A 19329-nucleotide genomic window follows, 5' to 3' on the forward strand; every position below is an offset into this window, starting at 1 on the left:
ATGATTGTTAATTATTATATACAATAGTGTAAAAAACGAAACCCTATTCGTCAAGATAAATTTAATACTACGGCTTTTTGGGCAAAAAAAGAAGATAAGTAGCATCCTCTACTTATCTTCTTTATCCCGCTATTTGCGGGCAGTAAGACCCCCTCACTTTATCCGTTCCCTTGCTGGGCAGCTTGTAATTGCGAAAGGAAATATTCTATATTGCTAACGAGCCAATGCGATTGTTGCAAGCTCTTTACTCCGAGAAGTTCATTTTCCTCATTGCGACTCTCTCTTCTTTTCTTATAAGACTTGATTTGCCGAATAAATTGTGATGGATACGTCATATACGCAAACATGAGTAGTTGCTCTTCTTTCGTAAAAGGGAAATTTTTTTGGTACATTTGATACCATTCAAACCGATCACTTCGCGCAATTGGATACGTGTTTAAAGACCGAGAATAAAACCCTACTATATCTTGCACCGGTGTAGCAAACTTCGATTTTTCTAAACTAATAAAATAGCCATTCCGTTCATAATCAAATAAGAAATGATTAAGCGATACGTTACCATGTACAAAAGTAATACGTGTTTTTTCTTTTTCCTTCATCGCATCGTTCCACTCAGTTAATTGCTTCGTTGCAAACTCACGCGCCCTCATTACATGATGATAGTACGTACAATATTGCAATTCAAACGGAGACATATACCACTTCGCTTCAGATTCTACGAGAAACTCTTCTAACATCTCACCATCATTCTCCCAGCGATCGGATATATTTGTATAATGTTTTTCTAAATCTTCTTCTGTATACGTTTCTTCTTTCACCGTTTTTTGATGTAACGTCCCGAGAGTTTGAAACATTTTATGGTATTGATCATTATCCTCGCCGTTGCCTTCCGCACGTTCTAACCAAGGCATTAAATAATAATTATACGTACCATCATTTAAAATATAATTTCCATCCGTCGCATGGTATATAGGTACATAATTTGAAAAACCTTTCTCCTTCAAATATTGAATATGATGCAGAAAGTTATTCCGCTCTAACTTTCTGCCTTCTATTTTCTTGAGCGCATACGGACCTTGATTCGTGTAAATTTTCGTTACACTTCCGTGCTCTTCCATATGCTGCGTATCCAATCTATATTGCCTTACAATGGGTTCATAGCGATTTCGTAATTCCATATCCATACGAATAACCCTTTCTATTCAAAACATAGCCTTTAGAAAAATAAGTGAGTGAAAACACTCACTTATTTCGTTTTTGTTCTTGAAACAGGAATATAAATAATTTGTCCTGCCGTTAAATATATATCTTCTGTTTGATTAATACGGTATAAGTTTTGTACAGACGTTTCATAACGATCTGCAACAGATTCGATTGTATCTCCTTCTTGCACGAAATACATTCTTAACTTTGTAAATTCTTCTTCCGGTTCTTTCGTAAATATTTTCGTTAAATAAAGCGCATTTTCATCTCGCTGTGAGTAGGCTTCTTCTTCTTGCTCTTCTTGCTTTTTCTTTTTCTCTTTCTCTTTCTTGAAATCTTTTCGTCCGAACAATTCAAATTGCGGCGTTGTTTCTTTCTCCTCTTCACGCTCTACAAATTCATGTTCTTCTATTTCCTCTTCCTCTACTTCCTGCTCTTTTCTTTCTTCTAGTTGGAACGGTTCAAATGCGTAATCTTCCCACTCATCTGATTCCTTATAAGCTGGTTCTTCTACGTGCGGCGTTGGTCTAGTTTCATACTCTTGCGCTGAATCATCTTCTAACTCAGCATACGCCGTTTCTTCCTCTTCATCCTCAATTCTTTCTTCATCACATAAACCTGTAATAGATATATCCGCTAATAGTTGTAAGCAACCATTTTCCTTTAATTCATAATCAAATTCCTCGATAGATACATATAGTTCTTCAATTACTTTCACACGGTTTCTCGGAATTGATATTTCAAGCGGAAAGGAATGAACAAGTTCATTAACCCCATCTTCTCTTGTTTCTACATAATCAATTGACTTCGCTGGTGATAGATCTCTTAATGAATAAGCCGAATCATCTTGCCTTGCAACATACTCTCCCGTTAAATCTAATTGCCCTCTCACGATAACTTCATGATCAAGCTCTTCTATCTCAACGTCTGGATCTAACGAAATTGACAAAAGTTCTTCGACTTCCTGTCCTTTTTGGAACCAAACAGATTCTTTTAATGAAAAACGTAATGAATGATCTGTTGCCACTTCTTTTCCCCCTCCCAAACTATATGTCATTACAGATTTATGTATGGAAAGCTGACTTTATGAATAAAAAAAATCGCTCCCCTTATGGAGAGCGATTTTCTTTCAACAATTAAGCTTTTAATTTTGACATTGCAATTTCAGCCGCTGCAATCGTCGCTTCAATATCTGCATCACTATGTGCTGTCGATAAGAATAGACCTTCGAATTGAGATGGTGGCAAGAATACACCTTGTTCTACCATTTCACGATAGTAAGCCGCAAAGAATTCTAAGTTTGAAGATTTTGCTGCATCGTAATTAATAACTTGTTCATCTGTAAAGAAGATACCAATCATAGAACCCGCACGGTTAATATGATGCGGAATGCCATGTTTTTCAGCCGATTTACGTAAGCCAGCTTCTAACATTTCAGCTTTGCGCTCAAATTCTACATATGATTCTGGCGTTAACTGTACTAACGTTTCATAACCTGCTGCCATTGCAAGTGGGTTACCTGATAAAGTACCTGCTTGGTAAATCGGTCCGCTCGGTGCAACTTGGCGCATAATTTCTGCTTTACCACCGTATGCTCCTACTGGTAAGCCACCACCGATTACTTTACCTAAACAAGTTAAATCAGGTGTTACACCGTAATAACCTTGTCCACAATTATAAGCAACTCGGAATCCTGTCATGACTTCATCAAAAATAAGCAATGCACCATTTTGCTCTGTTACTTCACGAAGACCTTCTAAAAATCCTGGTTGCGGAGGAACAACACCCATATTTCCTGCTACTGGTTCTACAATTATACAAGCAATATCATCACCGAATTGTTCGAAAGCGTATTTCACACTATCTAAATCGTTATACGCTACGGTAATCGTATTTTTCGCTACACCTTCTGGCACACCAGGGCTATCTGGTAAACCTAGCGTCGCCACACCAGAACCCGCTTTAATTAATAACGAATCACCATGACCGTGGTAACAACCGATGAATTTCAAAATTTTGTTACGGCCTGTATAACCACGAGCTAAACGTAGCGCACTCATTGTCGCTTCTGTTCCAGAGTTAACCATACGTACAATCTCAATTGATGGTACGCGCTCAATAACAAGTTTCGCTAATTTATTCTCAATTTCCGTTGGGGCACCGAAGCTTGTTCCTCTTTCAGCAACAGACTTTAAAGCTTCAACAACACGATCGTTCGCATGACCATGAATTAAAGGACCCCATGATAATACGTAATCGATGTATTCATTCCCATCGATATCATATACTTTAGAGCCTTTTCCGCGCTCCATAAACAACGGATTCATACCGACAGACTTAAAGGCACGAACAGGGCTATTTACGCCACCAGGCATTAAACCTTGTGCCTCTTCAAACGCCGCAATCGACTTATCAAACTTTTTCATTATTTAGCGCCTCCTTCTTGTAACCAACTTGCTGCATCTTTTGCATGATACGTAATAATTAAATCTGCTCCTGCACGTTTCATGCTAATTAATTTTTCAAGTACAACTTCTTTTTCATTAATCCAACCATTTTGCGCTGCCGCTTTAATCATCGAATATTCACCACTTACGTTATAAGCAACAACTGGTAAATTAAAGTTATTTTTCACATCACGAACAATATCTAAGTAAGAAAGAGCTGGCTTTACAATTAAGAAATCCGCCCCTTCCATTACATCTGATTCTGCTTCACGGAATGCTTCCATACGGTTCGCTGGATCCATTTGATATGTTTTACGATCACCAAATTGCGGGGCACCGTGCGCCGCATCACGGAATGGCCCGTAAAATGCTGATGAATATTTCACAGCGTACGACATTACTGGTACGTGTCCAAAACCATTTTCATCTAATGCATGGCGAATTGCTGTTACGAATCCGTCCATCATGTTTGATGGCGCAATAATGTCCGCTCCTGCTTTCGCTTGGCTTACAGCTGTTTTCGCAAGAACTGCAAGAGACTCGTCATTTAAAATAATACCATCTTCAATTACACCGCAATGACCATGGCTTGTGAATTGACATAAACATGTATCTGCAACTACTACTAGCTCAGGGAATTCACCTTTAATTTGCTTAATTGCACGTTGCACAATTCCATGATCACAATATGCTGATGATCCAACTTCATCTTTTTCAGCAGGTAAACCAAATACAATAACAGAACGAATACCTAAATCAACAACCTCTTGCATTTCAGCTTGCAATAAATCTAAAGACATTTGATATACGCCTGGCATAGAAGGCACTTCATTACGAACATTTTCTCCTTCTAATACAAAAATAGGGTAAATAAAATCTTCCGTATGTAAAAACGTTTCACGCACAAGCGCACGCATATTACCGCTTTGTCTTAAGCGACGATGACGATTAAATTGTAAAGAGTTCATAGATTTCTATCCCCATTCTTTTATTTTATAGATTCACAAATGCATTGTAGTAATGCTTCTACAGTGTACTCTTCCGGCATAATAACATGTGGAAAATAAAGTCTCGCCTCTTTTTCCGTAATAGGCCCTATACAAGCAATTGTACATTTTTTTGTCCATTCTCTCCAGTTTGTACCCTCAAGTAAATGAACAAAACTAGTAACAGTTGAAGGGCTCGTAAATGTAATAATGTCTACTTCCCCTACTTCTAACGCTACTATAAGCTCTTGCCTTTTCTCTACATTCTCTTTCGTACCATATACGATTAGCTCATCTAGAGAAACACCAATTTTGCGAAGTGCAGCTGGAATTACATCTCTTGCTAAATTCCCTTTCGGAAATAAAATGCACTCGTTCCCGCTTAGTCTTTTTACAAATTCTTCTGCAAATACTTCTGCAACAAATGAAGTTGGAACGAAGTCCACTTGATAGCCCCGCTTTTCTAACTCTAACCTTGTTTTCACACCTACTGCAGCAATTTTAGTCTTTGCGGGTAACTTCTTTCTCAAACTATCTAGAAAAAAAGCTACCCCATTTTTACTCGTAAAAATAACCCAGTCATACGAATGCAGCTGCCCTGCTATATGTTGAATTTGCCTATGAGACATACCTTCCATACGCAAAAGCGGAATTTCCAATGGAATTCCGCTCTTTTCTTTCACCGCTACACTCATTTGTTTCGCTTGATGCTGGGCACGTGTAATTAATACCGTTTTGCCAGCGAAAGCGTTCATATTTATTGTTGCCCCTTATTTGCAGCAAGAATGAGTTCTTTGGCGCCTTGTTTAATTAAACGGTCCGCAGCCTCTAATCCTACTTCCTCTGGATTAGTTCCTACTACTGTCTCTTTCAATAAAACCGAACCGTCCATAGAACCGACAAGAGCTGTTAATTCGATTGCATCATTTTCTGTAAGAGTTGCATATCCAGCGATCGGAACTTGGCATCCACCTTCAAGTTTATGAAGAAATACTCGTTCTGCCGCCACTGTTCTTTCTGTTACTGCATCATTCATATGCGCTAACAACTGTAGTAAATCCTTATCATCCTCACGGCATTCAATCGCTAATGCACCTTGTCCTACAGCAGGTACACATAACGTCTCATCTAAATGTTCTGTAATAACTTCATTATCCCAGCCCATTCTTTGTAAGCCAGCTGTCGCTAAAATGATTGCATCGTAATCTTCTTCTTGTAATTTACGTAAACGTGTATCGATATTTCCTCGAATCCACTTCACTTGTAAATCTGGTCTCGCAGCTAATAATTGTGCACTGCGTCTTAAACTACTCGTACCTAAAATAGCGCCTTCTGCTAACTCTTTAAACGATGCTCCGCTTTTTGAGATAAAAGCATCACGAGGGTCAACACGCTTCGGTGTACAACCAATCATTAATCCTTCTGGAAGTACGGCCGGCATATCTTTCATACTATGTACAGCCATATCAATTTCTTTCGTAAGTAACGCATGTTCAATCTCTTTAACAAACAAGCCTTTTCCGCCTACTTTTGAAAGAGTAACATCTAAAATAACATCACCTTTTGTGACGATTTCTTTCACTTCAAATTCATATGGTAAACCTAGTGCTTTTAACTGATCAATAAACCAGTTTGTTTGCGTTAATGCTAATTTACTCTTTCGTGACCCTACAATAATTTTGCGCATAATTCTCTCTCCTCATTATAAATACCAAAAGTGGAAGTTGGATAAACTGCTTAATAGAAAAATATTGATTAGCATTACGAGAAATGCTCCGATGTTCCACTGCACGATTTTCTTCCCTTGCAACACATCTGCCACTCGTAAATATAGGCCAGCACAATATACAAATAGAACGACAAAAGACCCGATCACTTTCGTATCATACCAATGGAAATTGTCCAATTTCGTATATCCCCATATGCATCCTAATAAAATAGCTAGTAAGAAAAATGGAACAGAAAATAAATTTAATCCGTAAGACATCGATTCTAGCTTCGGTAAATTCCCTAACCTTCTTAATCTCGCATTCCATTTTTTCTTTTTTAATAGGCGATATTGCAATAAATACATAATAGAAAAAATGAACGATACAGTGAAAGTTGCATAAGAAATAATAGCCATACCGACATGTACATATACAAGTTCTGAAACTAATTGCTCTGCCAGTACTGGCGACATCTTTCCGAGCGGTGTAAAAATTGAAAAAGCGCTTACGCCAAATGCGACAACATTTGTAAAAAAGACTAGAAAGTCAATTCTCATAAATCGATTAATGACTAACGACATCGTAATCAATAGCCAAACATAAAAATAAATCCCTGATAATAAAGTTAATATAGGGTTCGTTTCTGAATCTGTAGCCCTGAGTAACATAAAGATAGACTGCAGAACCCATACAATCGAAAGTAACCAAAAAGCAAATCGGTTCGCCTTTCGGTTACTTTGGAAATAATCTATAAAATATAAACTAATGCTACAAGCATATAAAATAATTGCAATATGATAAATAATACTGTTATTTAAAAAACTCATCCGATCATCCTTCCAAATTATAAAGATGGAACGGATGGTGTCCATGCTCTTTTATGTTCTACTTCTTCCGCACAACTCTCTACGTCTTCCATTTCTAAGTCGAAAATCTTTGCAAATAACGCTAATTTTTCGTCTGCGCCCTCTTCAGCAGCTATTTCTTTCGCTACTAAAATTGGGTCTTTTAATAATTGATTAATAATACTTTTCGTATGCTTACTAATTACTTTTCTCTCACGATCACTAAGATTCGGTATTTTTCGTTCCAAACTTTCCATCGTTTCACTTTGGATAGCAAGTGCCTTATCACGAAGAGCTGCTATTAACGGAACAACACCAAGTGTACTTAACCACGTTTTAAATAAAACAATTTCCTCTTCAATCATAAATTGAATTTTCTCCGCTTCTTTCAAACGCTCAGCACGATTTGCTTCCACTACTCCTTGCAAATCATCAATGTCATATAAGAAAGAACCTTCTAGCTCATCAATCGCTGGATCAATATCACGCGGCACTGCAATATCCACCATAAATAGTGGACGACCAGAGCGCATTTTCTCTACCTTTGTCATCATCTCTTTCGTAATGACATACTCAGATGCACCAGTTGAACTAATTAGAATATCTGCTTCTAATAATGCACATTGTAATTCACTTAAAGGCTTTGCATGTCCCATATATTTCTCAGCCATTACTTCCGCTTTCGTAAACGTCCTATTCATGACTGTTACTTTTCGAGCACCGCTTCCATATAAGTTTTGCAGTGCCAGTTCACCCATTTTACCAGCACCAAGAATAAGCACATGACAATCTGTTAAATCACCAAATATTTTCTTTCCAAGCTCAACAGCAGCATAGCTAACAGACATCGCACTTTCACCAATCGTCGTTTCTGAGTGCGCACGTTTCGCTAACGTAACCACCTGCTTAAACAACTCATTAAAAATTGTGCCTGTCGCTTTTACTTGTTGCGCTTCTAAAAAGCTATCTTTTATTTGGCCTAAAATCTGTGTTTCTCCAACTACCATAGAATCTAAACCGCACGTCACGCGGAATAAATGATCTATTGCACCGTCTTGTTCAAAAATAGTTAAATATGGTGCGACTTCTTCTATTTCAAGCTGAAACCAATCAGCTAAAAACTTCTTAATATAATACCGTCCCGTGTGTAATTGATCGACAACAGCGTAAATCTCAGTGCGATTACAAGTTGATACAATGACATTCTCTAACACGCTCTTTTGATTTTGTAATGTAGTCATTGCTTGCTCTAGCTCTGCTGCCTGAAATGTGAGTTTCTCACGAAATTCTACAGGGGCTGTTCGATAATTTACACTAACAACAAGAATATGCACGCAGCATGTCCCCCTTCACCCGTTTTATCACTTTATCTACTATCATAATACAACTTTCCTCTTATGAATCTGACAATCGTGTGAACAACCGATTATTTTTTATTTATTCTCCGTATGTAATAAAGGAGATTCAGTAAAACTAATAAAAACTTTCTACTTTATAATGATTATAAATTAATAACTCTATTTGTACGTTACCAAAAAAAGCCCTCATAATCAAGTGATGGAAACTATTCCATATGAATTATAACATCATCTTTCCTATCTTCTTTCATCATGAAGGAAAATATGTATGATTGTTCCAAATTGTAGCACAAACTTTCTCAATACAATGTATTTGACATTGTATTTCTTTTTCGTTATATTGGTTTTACAAAATTAAATTGCGCACAACCTAATTAGAGAGGAGTTATGTATGACAGAGAATTCTTTACATCTAGATAACCAACTTTGTTTTTCTATTTACGCCTGTTCTAAAGAAGTTACCCGCTTTTATCGACCATATTTAGAAGAGATGGGTATTACGTATCCCCAGTACATTACTTTACTCGTACTATGGGAGCAAGATGGACTAACAGTAAAAGAAATTGGAGAACGTCTATTTTTAGATTCCGGTACGTTAACACCTATGTTAAAACGAATGGAATCATTAAAACTTGTAAAACGTGTTCGTTCCAAAGAAGATGAGCGCAAAGTTTGTATTAAATTAACAGAACAAGGTAAAGATTTAAAAGAAAAGGCTTGTTCATTGCCGACAACAATGGCAACAAATTTAGGAATTACAGAACAAGAATATCGTTCTTTATTAATTCAATTAAATAAACTAATTGAAACAATGAAAACAATAAATGATAGAAAAGGGGAATAAACATGGATAAATTATATACTGCTTCAGTAACTGCCACAGGTGGAAGAAACGGAAAAGTAGTTTCAAATGATGGCATATTAAATCTTGATGTAAAAATGCCGAAAGCACTAGGTGGTGCAGGCGGAGAGGCAACAAATCCAGAACAACTATTTGCTGCTGGTTATGCCGCTTGTTTTGATAGTGCATTACAACTTGTCATTCGTACAAAACGTGTGAAAGTAGAAAGCACAGAAGTAACTGCTCACGTTTCTATCGGAAAAGATACAGATGGTGGTTTCGGCCTATCTGCTGTACTTGATGTACATGTTGCTGGCGTCTCTCATGCCGAAGCACAAGAACTTGTAGAAGCCGCTCACGGTGTATGTCCTTATTCAAAAGCAACAAGAGGTAATATTGAGGTTACATTAAACGTAAGATAAAAAATTTAGTAAATAAAAAAACGCGCGACATTCGTCACGCGTTTTTTGTTTTTGTCATTCTATGAATTGCCTTCCACGCTTCTTCTTTTCCAAGTCCTGTTTCAGAAGAGAATAGAACGATTTCATCGCCAATTTCAACAGCAAGCGTTTCTTTTACAACTTTTAAATGCTTTTGCCATTTCCCTTTCGGAATTTTATCGGCTTTCGTCGCAATAATAATTGTTGGGATTTCATAATGCTTTAAGAAATCATACATCATCACGTCATCATTTGTTGGTTGGTGACGTAAATCAACTACTAATACAGCTGCGTCTAATTGCTCACGTGTTGTAAAGTAAGTCTCAATCATCTTGCCCCATGCTGCGCGCTCTGTTTTAGATACTTTCGCATATCCATAACCTGGAACGTCAACAAAATGCATCATCTCATTGATTAAGAAAAAGTTCAACGTTTGCGTTTTCCCTGGTTTAGAAGAAATACGTACTAACTTTTTACGATTTAAAATTTTATTAATAAAGGAAGACTTCCCGACATTTGAACGACCTGCTAATGCAATTTCTGGTAAATCACTGTCTGGATATTGTTCTGGTTTAACAGCACTAATTACAATATCTGCTTTTGTTACTTTCATTGTTTCACTCCTACTAATGCGTGCTCCAATACTTCATCTAAATGAGATGCAAGCACAAACGTAAGGTTTTCTTTTACGCTTTCTGGAATATCATCTAAATCTTTCTCGTTTTCTGCTGGCAAAATAATTTTTGTTAAGCCTGCGCGGTGAGCACTTAATGTTTTTTCTTTTAAACCACCAATTGGTAATACACGACCACGAAGTGTAATTTCACCTGTCATCCCCACTTCTTTACTTACAGGAATACCTGTTAGTGCAGAAATAAGTGCCGTTGCCATCGTAATACCTGCTGATGGTCCATCTTTTGGAACTGCTCCTTCTGGAACATGAATATGAATATCATTTTTCTCATGGAAATTCGGATCAATCTGAAGCTCTTCTGCACGAGAACGAATATAGCTAAACGCTGCTTGTGCGGATTCTTTCATAACATCCCCAAGTTTACCTGTTAAAATTAATTTCCCTTTACCTGGCGCTACAGACACTTCAATCGCAAGTGTATCACCGCCTGCTGCTGTATAGGCTAACCCTGTTGCCATACCAACTTGGTCTGTTTTTTCGGCTTGCCCATAACGGAATATGTGCTTACCAAGTAAATCAACAATGTTTTTCTCTGTTACTACAATACGCTTGCGTTCTGCTGTAACGATAATTTTTGCTGCTTTACGACAAACTTTTGCGATTTGACGCTCTAGTGTTCGAACACCAGCCTCACGTGTATAATAACGAATAATTTCAAGAAGTGCTTCATCACGTACTTGTAAATTACCTTTTCGTAAGCCATGCTCTTTTAATTGTTTCGGTAATAAATGTTCACGGGCAATGTGAACTTTTTCAAGTTCTGTATAGCCAGCAATCGAAATAATTTCCATACGGTCAAGCAGCGGACCTGGAACACTTGAAAGTGTATTCGCAGTTGCTACAAACATAACTTTCGATAGATCATACGGTTCTTCAATGTAATGATCACTGAAGTTATGGTTTTGTTCTGGGTCTAACACTTCAAGTAATGCCGCTGATGGATCTCCACGGAAGTCGTTAGACATTTTATCAATCTCATCTAATAAAAAGACTGGATTAACTGTTTTCGCCTTTTTCATACCTTGAATAATGCGTCCTGGCATCGCTCCAACGTACGTACGACGGTGACCACGGATTTCCGATTCATCACGTACACCACCAAGGGATACACGGACAAAATTACGATTTAATGATGTTGCAATCGAACGCGCTAACGAAGTTTTCCCGACCCCAGGAGGTCCTACTAAGCAAAGGATAGGTCCTTTTAATGAATTCGTTAATTTCTGTACAGCTAAATATTCGAGTACGCGCTCTTTCACTTTCTCAAGACCGTAATGATCTTTGTTCAAAATCTCTTCTGAATGAGCAAGATCAATCATATCTTCTGTCGCTTCAGTCCATGGAAGTGCTAATAACCAATCCATATAATTGCGAATAACACCGCTCTCCGCAGAACTTACTGGTAATTTTTCATAACGGTCTAATTCTTTCAGTGCAGCCTTCATTGTTTCTTCAGGCATTCCCGACTGTTCAATTTTCTCACGAAGTTCTTCAACTTCCCCGCCCTTACCTTCTTTATCACCAAGTTCAGTTTGAATCGCCTTCATTTGCTCACGTAAGAAATACTCTTTTTGCGTGCGCTCCATTGAACGTTTTACTTTTTGTCCAATTTTCTTTTCTAAACTAAGTAACTCTTGTTCATCTTGAATAATTGAAATAAGTGTATGTAATCGTTCCTTCACAGATACAATCTCTAAAATTTCTTGTTTCTGCTTCGTTTTAATCGGCAAGTGAGAAGCAATTAGATCAGCTAATCTTCCTGGCTCTTCTACATCAGCTACCGTTGCAAATGTTTCATTTGAAACTTTTTTCGAAACTTTAATATATTGTTCGAAATGCTCCAGTAATGTACGCATAAGAGCTTTCTCTTCTAGATCATCTTCCACTTCTTCAGTTACCGTTTTGATAGAAACCTGCACTACATTCTCTTCTTCGATAAACTCTACTACTTCAGCTCTATGTAAACCCTCTACAAGGACACGAAGCGTACCGTTCGGCAATTTTAACATTTGCTTCACTTTCGCCACTGTACCTACACTATATATGTCATCTTCTTTCGGATCATCGATATTCATTTCTTTTTGCATCGCTAAAAAGATGATATTTTCATCCATTGCCGCCTGCTCTAGTGCTTGTATCGATTTATCACGTCCTACATCAAGATGCAGAACCATCGTTGGATATACGAGAACGCCTCTTAATGGTAGGAGGGGTACGATTCTTTCATTCGTATTCATACTAGACATAGCACCTCCATAATAAATTAAACTCCTGTTCAACTATTTTATATTACAATACATCTAGATGCAATTGCAGAGATTTTCCACAATTGTAAATCCCTCATTTTTTCTCCCTTTTAAAAAGGAAAAAAGACTCCGCTTAAGCATACAAACTTAAACGAAGTCTGGCAAATTTTATTATCGTTCGTTCTCACATTGATTGTGCATCTGTTTCGTCTACAGTAGTATGTATATCAAGGTCTCGATGCATATTTTCCTGCATAAATGTTAGCTCAAATACCTCTTTTAACTTACGAACAGGAATGATTTCAATTCCTTTTATTGTATACAAAAACGGTTGCATGTTTTCAGCAGGAATGATGACTTTCTTAGCACCTGCTTTTTTCGCGGCTTTTATTTTTGCGTACACACCACCAATAGGTTTCACTTCCCCATGTATACTTATCTCACCGGTCATCGCTACTTCATTACTCACATACGTACGATGCACTGCTGAATATACACCTGTTGCCATAGCAATACCTGCCGAAGGCCCATCAATTGGGATACCACCTGGAAAATTAATATGTATATCGTACCCTTCTGGCAACACATCTAGAGAACGAAGTACTGTTAATACATTATCTACAGAACCTTTCGCCATACTTTTACGGCGAATGGATTTCGTTTGACTACCAATACTTTCCTCTTCTACAATTCCGGTAACATTTACCGATCCTTTATCTTTCGCCTTGATTGCTGTTACTTCAATTTCTAATAACGCGCCTGTATTTGGTCCGTATACAGCAAGTCCATTTACAAGACCGATTCTCGGAATAGGATAAATACGTTTTTCATATTTCGGTGTAAGTTGACTAGAGTGAACAACCCACTCTATATCTTCATCTTTAATGAAAGAACGTTCTTCATTTATTGCCATACCAGCAGAAATTTGTACAAGGTTAATCGCTTCTCGTCCATTTCTTGCATACATCCCGATCATTTCAATACCATTTTTACCCATTTGCATTTCCACTTTATCAGCTGCATTCTTCGCTACTTTTTGAATCTCTTCTGTATCTAACTCACGGAAAAACACTTCTAAACAGCGTGACCGAATAGCAGGAGGAATCTCCTCTGGCGAACGTGTCGTCGCCCCAACTAAGCGAAAATCGGCGGGCAAACCTTTTTGAAAAATATCATGTATATACGTTGGAATCATCGAATTTTCTTCACTATAGTACGCACTTTCCAAAAATACTTTCCGATCTTCTAACACCTTTAACATTTTGTTCATTTGAATTGGATGTAATTCACCAATCTCATCAATGAACAAAATACCACCATGCGCATCTGTTACAGCCCCTTTTTTCGGCTGTGGGATACCCGCTTGCCCCATTGCACCTGCCCCTTGATAAATCGGATCATGGACTGAACCAATTAATGGGTCTGCAATACCACGTTCATCAAATCTTGCTGTCGTCGCATCAAGTTCGATAAATGTTGCATTCGTACGAAATGGAGATTTCGGATTGCGTTTCGCTTCTTCCAATACAAGACGTGCTGCCGCTGTCTTCCCGACACCTGGCGGACCATATATAATTACATGTTGCGGATTCGGACCACAAAGAGCCGCTTTTAACGACCTAATTCCGTCCTCTTGCCCTACAATATCTAAAAAGGATGTAGGGCGTACCTTTTCCGCAAGCGGCTCTGTTAAAGAAATCTCACGCATTTTACGAAGCTGTTCTAATTCTTTTTTCGATTCTCGATCAATTGAAACTTTTTGTGTTCGCTGATTTCGAAGTAAATGCCAAAAATACAATCCGACAATTACACCAAAAACAAGTTGAACAAGTAAAAATATATTTGTCCAGCTCATAATTTATTTCCTCCCGCAATGTTTTATCATTTAGTATTTCCGCGGAGGAACATAGCTAAACATAAAGAAAAACAGCAATTATAAAAATTGCTGTTTCTTCTTCGCACTATGCAGATGTTTTTGTATCAAGTACAGTACCGTCTTGTAACACCAATTTCGGCGGTTCATTATCAGCTACTGTTTCTTTCGTCAGAATACACTTCTCGATATCTTTGCGAGATGGAAGTTCGAACATTACATCAAGCATTAAGCCTTCAATAATAGAACGAAGTCCACGAGCACCTGTTTTACGTTCAATTGCTTTTTTCGCAATCTCAACTAGTGCACCTTCTTCAAACTCTAACTCAACATCGTCAAGCTCCAATAATTTTTGGAATTGCTTAACAAGTGCATTTTTCGGTTTCGTTAAAATATCTACAAGAGCATCTTCATCAAGCGGCTCTAGGTTCGCAATAACTGGAAGACGACCGATAAACTCCGGAATTAAACCGAATCTTAAAAGATCCTCTGGTAAAACGTGAGATAAAACATGCTTCTCATTTACATCAGCATTTTTCTTCTCAGCACCAAATCCAATTACTTTCTCACCAAGGCGACGTTTAATAATTGGCTCAATGCCATCAAACGCTCCACCACAAATGAATAGGATGTTCGTTGTATCAATTTGAATAAACTCTTGATGCGGATGCTTACGACCACCTTGAGGTGGAACGCTCGCTACAGTACCTTCTAAAATTTTCAGAAGTGCCTGCTGTACACCTTCACCAGATACATCACGTGTAATTGATGGATTTTCGGACTTACGTGCCACTTTATCAATCTCATCAATATAAATGATTCCTTTTTCCGCTTTCTCTACATCATAATCAGCTGCTTGGATTAATTTTAGTAAGATGTTTTCTACATCTTCCCCTACATATCCAGCTTCTGTTAAAGATGTTGCGTCCGCGATCGCAAATGGAACATTTAAAATACGCGCTAATGTTTGTGCCAATAATGTTTTACCACTACCAGTTGGCCCAATAAGTGAAATATTACTCTTCGCTAATTCTACATCATCAATTTTACTGTTAGAATTAATGCGTTTGTAATGGTTATATACCGCTACCGCTAGTGCTTTTTTCGCGTTATCTTGTCCGATGACATACTCATCTAAGATTTCACGAATTTCTACCGGTTTCGGTACATCTTTGAATTCTACTTCTTCGTCCTTCGCAAGCTCCTCTTGTACAATTTCAGTACAAAGCTCGATACACTCGTCACAAATGTAAACACCTGGACCTGCAACTAACTTTCGAACTTGCGTTTGTGTTTTACCACAGAAAGAACATTTTAATTGACCTTTTTCATCATTAAATTTAAACATATTTTCACACCCCTTACAAAGTGCTAACCTCTTGCCTTCGTATGTACACGATAAATGTATCGTATGTAAATACATATTATGTCACTACGTGGCGAGAAATACAAATAATATGACTAGTTATGTACAAATAAAAAAATTTTAAAACTTTTGAAATATGTATATTCGACTTGTAAAGGAAGTTTTCCTTCTTCATCGAAAAGTTTTATAAATATATTTCTATATTTATAAAACAAGGCACGATTAAAATCGCGCCTTGTTATTTTATTATGCAGCGTTGTCTACTAAGAAGTCTACAGCTTTACGCACTTTAAGGTCTTCAGATAAAGCGTCTACGCTTCCAAGAGCTTGCTTGATAGCGTCTACTGGCATACCGTACATTTCAGCCATTTTTTCAACTTCTGCAGTTACTTCTTCTTCAGTAACTTCGATGTTTTCAGCTTCAATGATAGCTTCAAGAACAAGGTTGATTCTTACGCGTTTTTGAGCGTCTTCTTTCATTTGCTCTTTTAACTTGTCAGCGTCAGTACCTGTGAATTGGTAGTAAAGCTCAAGGTTCATACCTTGTTGGCTTAAACGTTGCTCGAATTCACGAACCATACGATCTAACTCAGTGTCGATCATAGCTTCTGGAATCTCGATTTCAGCGTTAGCAGCAGCTAATTCTACTACTTCGTCACGTACTTTGTGCTCAGCTTCGTGCTTTTTGCCTTCTTCTAAGTTTGTACGAAGTTTTGTTTTTAATTCATCAAGAGTTGCAACTTCTTCGTCAGCTTCTTTAGCGAACTCGTCGTTTAACTCAGGAAGTTCTTTTGTTTTGATTTCGTGAATTGTTACTTTGAATGTAGCTGGTTTACCAGCTAATTCAGCAGCGTGGTACTCTTCTGGGAATGAAACTTCAACTTCTTTAGAATCACCAGATTTAAGACCAATTACTTGCTCTTCGAAACCAGGGATGAAAGTACCAGAACCGATTGCAAGAGAATAGTTTTCGCCTTTTCCGCCTTCAAATGCTTCGCCATCAACGAAACCTTCGAAGTCGATTACAGCTGTATCACCGTTTTCAACAGTTCCTTCTTCTTTAACAACTAGTTCAGCTTGACGCTCTTGTAAAGATTTTAATTCGTTCTCTACATCTTCGTCAGTTACAGTTGTTTCAACTTTTTCTACTGCTAAACCTTTGTACTCACCTAATTTAACTTCAGGTTTCACTGTAACTTTTGCAGTGAAGATAAGGTTAGCATTTTTTTCGAACTTCTCGATGTTGATTTCAGGATGATCAACTGGGAAGATACCAGCTTCATCAATCGCTTCACCGTATGCTTTTGGTAAGATGATATCTATAGCATCTTGATATAAAGATTCGATACCAAAGCGTTGTTCGAATAACGGACGAGGCATTTTTCCTTTACGGAAACCTGGTACGTTGATTGTTTGTACTACTTTTTTGAACGCAGCGTCGATAGAGTTGTTTACTTCTTTAGCATCAACTTCGATTGTTAAAACGCCTACGTTACCTTCTAATTTTTCCCATTTTGTAGCCATTTATTCTTTCCCTCCAACTATAATAATGTATGCACATACCTCTATAGATTAAAATCTTCATTATCTCTTTTTTGAAATAACAAAAGTACAAATAATCCTCTAGCAAAAGCTTTCAGATATAATGTTCCAATCTACTAATTGTCTAAAAGACAACTACGGTATATTTTGTTCGAGAATAATATGAAACATATTAAGTAAGAGAATTACACTTCTCTTCTCTTACAAACAGGCAGATTTCTGCCTTTTGCAACCCTTACATTATAACATAGAATATGCTCGTTTCAAGAACCGAACGATTCTTTTTCATAATTATACGGGCAAATATCCTTCTCTTTCAACACGTAATAACCATTGATAGGCAATATGAAACTCTTCTAATTCAATATTATACGCTGTCATAAGCTCTTCTTCATCAATAGTCAATCCGAAACGCTTTCTTCCAATTCTCTCTAAAACAGCAGCCCAAATCTCCACTTTATCCATTAATAGAGCGAATGGGAAAACGCTAATTCGCAATTCTTTCCAATATGTAACCATCGCATCAAATATATCGGGATAATTTTGCTCTAATCGGCTTGATAATGTATGTATAATGTTATCGGATTGCTCCTCATTATGACCTGTAAATGCTGGAATCACCTTGATCGTATTTCCAAACTTTTCTACCTCTATCTCTTCTTCTATTTGATTTTCTATCATTTTATATAAAATAGAAGTTTTCAAATAAGGGTGCTGTTTTTCGTCTATTAAAAATTTCTTTAAAATAGGTAATGCAAGATCCAAGTCTTTTAACGAAAGTTGCTGAATCGCTCTTAGCTTTTGTCCAAAGTTTTCTCCAAACATTTCATTAGTAAACTCATCCAATTCAAAATTCGAATCGACTAGTGACGTATCTACTTCACTTAACATACCTTCTGCAAATAAAGCGAGCTGTGCTAATTTTTCCTTTTGCTCAGGCATTACATCTTTCGTTTGCAAAACCTTTTCAACGATTTCAATGACACCTTCATAATCATTTGTTTGAACTAAAATCGTCACATATGTTTCAAGAATATCACCAAATAATACAGCTCCTGTTTCAAGTAACTGTTCACATTTGTCTTTCGCTTCTTCCATATGTTTTAATTCTAACAAACAAATAACAGAAGCGAGTTCCGTTTGTTCCGTTTCTGCATTATACTGACGTAATATTTCAAAGCAGCGCAATGCATCTTCGAATTTCCGCTCTTTCAGTGCTAAAAAACCTTCATCAATATATCGCTCTGATAGTTGCGGAAACAATACGACCGTATTTTCTTTTTTATCCATACGTCCGCCTCTTTTTCTAGATTTTAATTATCTTTAAAGTAAATATATCAAATGAGTAATAAGAACACAACATCCCAAAACCCTTTGTTTGAAATATGGAAATATTTAATTTTTATATTTCAATATAAACAAATCCTTACTAAAAATTAAAAATGCGCAAATAAAAATCCTCAGCAATTAAAGCAGAGGATTCATCATTAATGGAAAGCTTTTATAATAGTGGGGTATATAACAAGGGTAATAATTTGGAGAACAATAATTGCCATAACAATCATGCTACAATAGAAGATTGGTTTACTTCGCTTCATTAAAAACATAATAATAAGCATCGTACAAGCAAACAAACTTAAGAAGAACAAACTCGTTGTCGAACTAAGTATACCACTCGGGACAAAGAACAATAACACTACACTACAAGTACCTATAATTCCAAATAACCATTCCATTCATTCACTCATTCCCTTTCCCTCTCATGGCAGTTTTTTTACT

At 37.2% G+C, this 19329-nt stretch carries 17 protein-coding genes; 2 read left to right on the forward strand and 15 right to left on the reverse strand.

Features of this window, described 5'->3' with window-relative positions; all coding sequences use genetic code 11:
* Positions 1-158: 158 nt before the first annotated feature.
* The 8 genes from ysxE to hemA form a co-directional block, all read right to left on the reverse strand.
* Complete coding sequence (gene ysxE / locus J0835_RS21855) at positions 159-1184, reverse strand: spore coat protein YsxE (RefSeq protein ID WP_087982175.1); 1026 nt, start codon at positions 1182-1184, stop codon at positions 159-161.
* A 62-nt stretch (positions 1185-1246) separates the two neighbouring features.
* Positions 1247-2260 (reverse strand): stage VI sporulation protein D, encoded by a 1014-nt coding sequence (gene spoVID / locus J0835_RS21860; protein WP_140386891.1) that lies wholly within the window; start codon positions 2258-2260, stop codon positions 1247-1249.
* A 79-nt stretch (positions 2261-2339) separates the two neighbouring features.
* Positions 2340-3629, reverse strand: coding sequence for a glutamate-1-semialdehyde 2,1-aminomutase (gene hemL, locus J0835_RS21865; protein WP_087982179.1), 1290 nt, complete (start codon positions 3627-3629; stop codon positions 2340-2342).
* The gene (gene hemB / locus J0835_RS21870) at positions 3629-4618 is read right to left on the reverse strand and encodes a porphobilinogen synthase (protein ID WP_087982181.1); all 990 of its coding nucleotides are present in this window, start codon (positions 4616-4618) and stop codon (positions 3629-3631) included. Before hemB ends, hemL begins: the two co-directional genes overlap by 1 nt.
* A 20-nt stretch (positions 4619-4638) precedes the next feature.
* A complete protein-coding gene (hemD, locus tag J0835_RS21875; protein ID WP_087982183.1) occupies positions 4639-5391 on the reverse strand; it encodes a uroporphyrinogen-III synthase in 753 nt (250 codons plus the stop codon).
* 2 nt (positions 5392-5393) lie between these two features.
* The gene (gene hemC / locus J0835_RS21880; protein WP_064474682.1) at positions 5394-6323 is read right to left on the reverse strand and encodes a hydroxymethylbilane synthase; all 930 of its coding nucleotides are present in this window, start codon (positions 6321-6323) and stop codon (positions 5394-5396) included.
* 15 nt (positions 6324-6338) lie between these two features.
* A complete protein-coding gene (locus J0835_RS21885; protein ID WP_000008998.1) occupies positions 6339-7172 on the reverse strand; it encodes a cytochrome c biogenesis protein in 834 nt (277 codons plus the stop codon).
* Positions 7173-7189: 17 nt separating this feature from the next.
* A complete protein-coding gene (gene hemA / locus J0835_RS21890; RefSeq protein WP_087982185.1) occupies positions 7190-8524 on the reverse strand; it encodes a glutamyl-tRNA reductase in 1335 nt (444 codons plus the stop codon).
* 415 nt (positions 8525-8939) lie between these two features.
* Here hemA and J0835_RS21895 point away from each other — a divergent pair, with 415 nt between their 5' ends.
* Together J0835_RS21895 and J0835_RS21900 are read left to right on the forward strand one after the other, a co-directional pair.
* The gene (locus J0835_RS21895) at positions 8940-9392 is read left to right on the forward strand and encodes a MarR family winged helix-turn-helix transcriptional regulator (RefSeq protein ID WP_000138543.1); all 453 of its coding nucleotides are present in this window, start codon (positions 8940-8942) and stop codon (positions 9390-9392) included.
* 2 nt (positions 9393-9394) lie between these two features.
* Positions 9395-9811 (forward strand): organic hydroperoxide resistance protein, encoded by a 417-nt coding sequence (locus J0835_RS21900; protein ID WP_000359786.1) that lies wholly within the window; start codon positions 9395-9397, stop codon positions 9809-9811.
* 34 nt (positions 9812-9845) lie between these two features.
* Here the strand turns inward: J0835_RS21900 and ysxC are convergent, their stop codons facing one another.
* The 7 genes from ysxC to J0835_RS21935 all read right to left on the reverse strand — a co-directional run bounded on the left by ysxC (position 9846) and on the right by J0835_RS21935 (position 19286).
* Positions 9846-10442, reverse strand: a complete 597-nt coding sequence (gene ysxC, locus J0835_RS21905; protein WP_000869124.1) for a ribosome biogenesis GTP-binding protein YsxC — start codon at positions 10440-10442, stop codon at positions 9846-9848.
* A complete protein-coding gene (gene lon, locus J0835_RS21910; protein ID WP_087982187.1) occupies positions 10439-12769 on the reverse strand; it encodes an endopeptidase La in 2331 nt (776 codons plus the stop codon). The genes ysxC and lon overlap by 4 nt, the downstream gene beginning before the upstream one ends.
* A 184-nt stretch (positions 12770-12953) precedes the next feature.
* Complete coding sequence (gene lonB / locus J0835_RS21915) at positions 12954-14624, reverse strand: ATP-dependent protease LonB (RefSeq protein WP_140386892.1); 1671 nt, start codon at positions 14622-14624, stop codon at positions 12954-12956.
* A 106-nt stretch (positions 14625-14730) separates the two neighbouring features.
* Entirely contained in the window at positions 14731-15990 is a 1260-nt protein-coding gene (gene clpX / locus J0835_RS21920) for an ATP-dependent protease ATP-binding subunit ClpX (RefSeq protein ID WP_000472285.1), read from the reverse strand.
* A gap of 264 nt (positions 15991-16254) precedes the next feature.
* Entirely contained in the window at positions 16255-17532 is a 1278-nt protein-coding gene (tig, locus tag J0835_RS21925; RefSeq protein WP_064474678.1) for a trigger factor, read from the reverse strand.
* A gap of 309 nt (positions 17533-17841) precedes the next feature.
* Entirely contained in the window at positions 17842-18840 is a 999-nt protein-coding gene (locus J0835_RS21930) for a hypothetical protein (RefSeq protein WP_000358261.1), read from the reverse strand.
* A 197-nt stretch (positions 18841-19037) separates the two neighbouring features.
* On the reverse strand, positions 19038-19286 hold the full coding sequence (locus tag J0835_RS21935) for a hypothetical protein (protein WP_001973787.1): 249 nt from the start codon (positions 19284-19286) through the stop codon (positions 19038-19040).
* Positions 19287-19329 lie beyond the last annotated feature (43 nt).

This window comes from Bacillus cereus group sp. Sample62, assembly GCF_036851315.1.
Lineage (GTDB): Bacteria > Bacillota > Bacilli > Bacillales > Bacillaceae_G > Bacillus_A > Bacillus_A wiedmannii.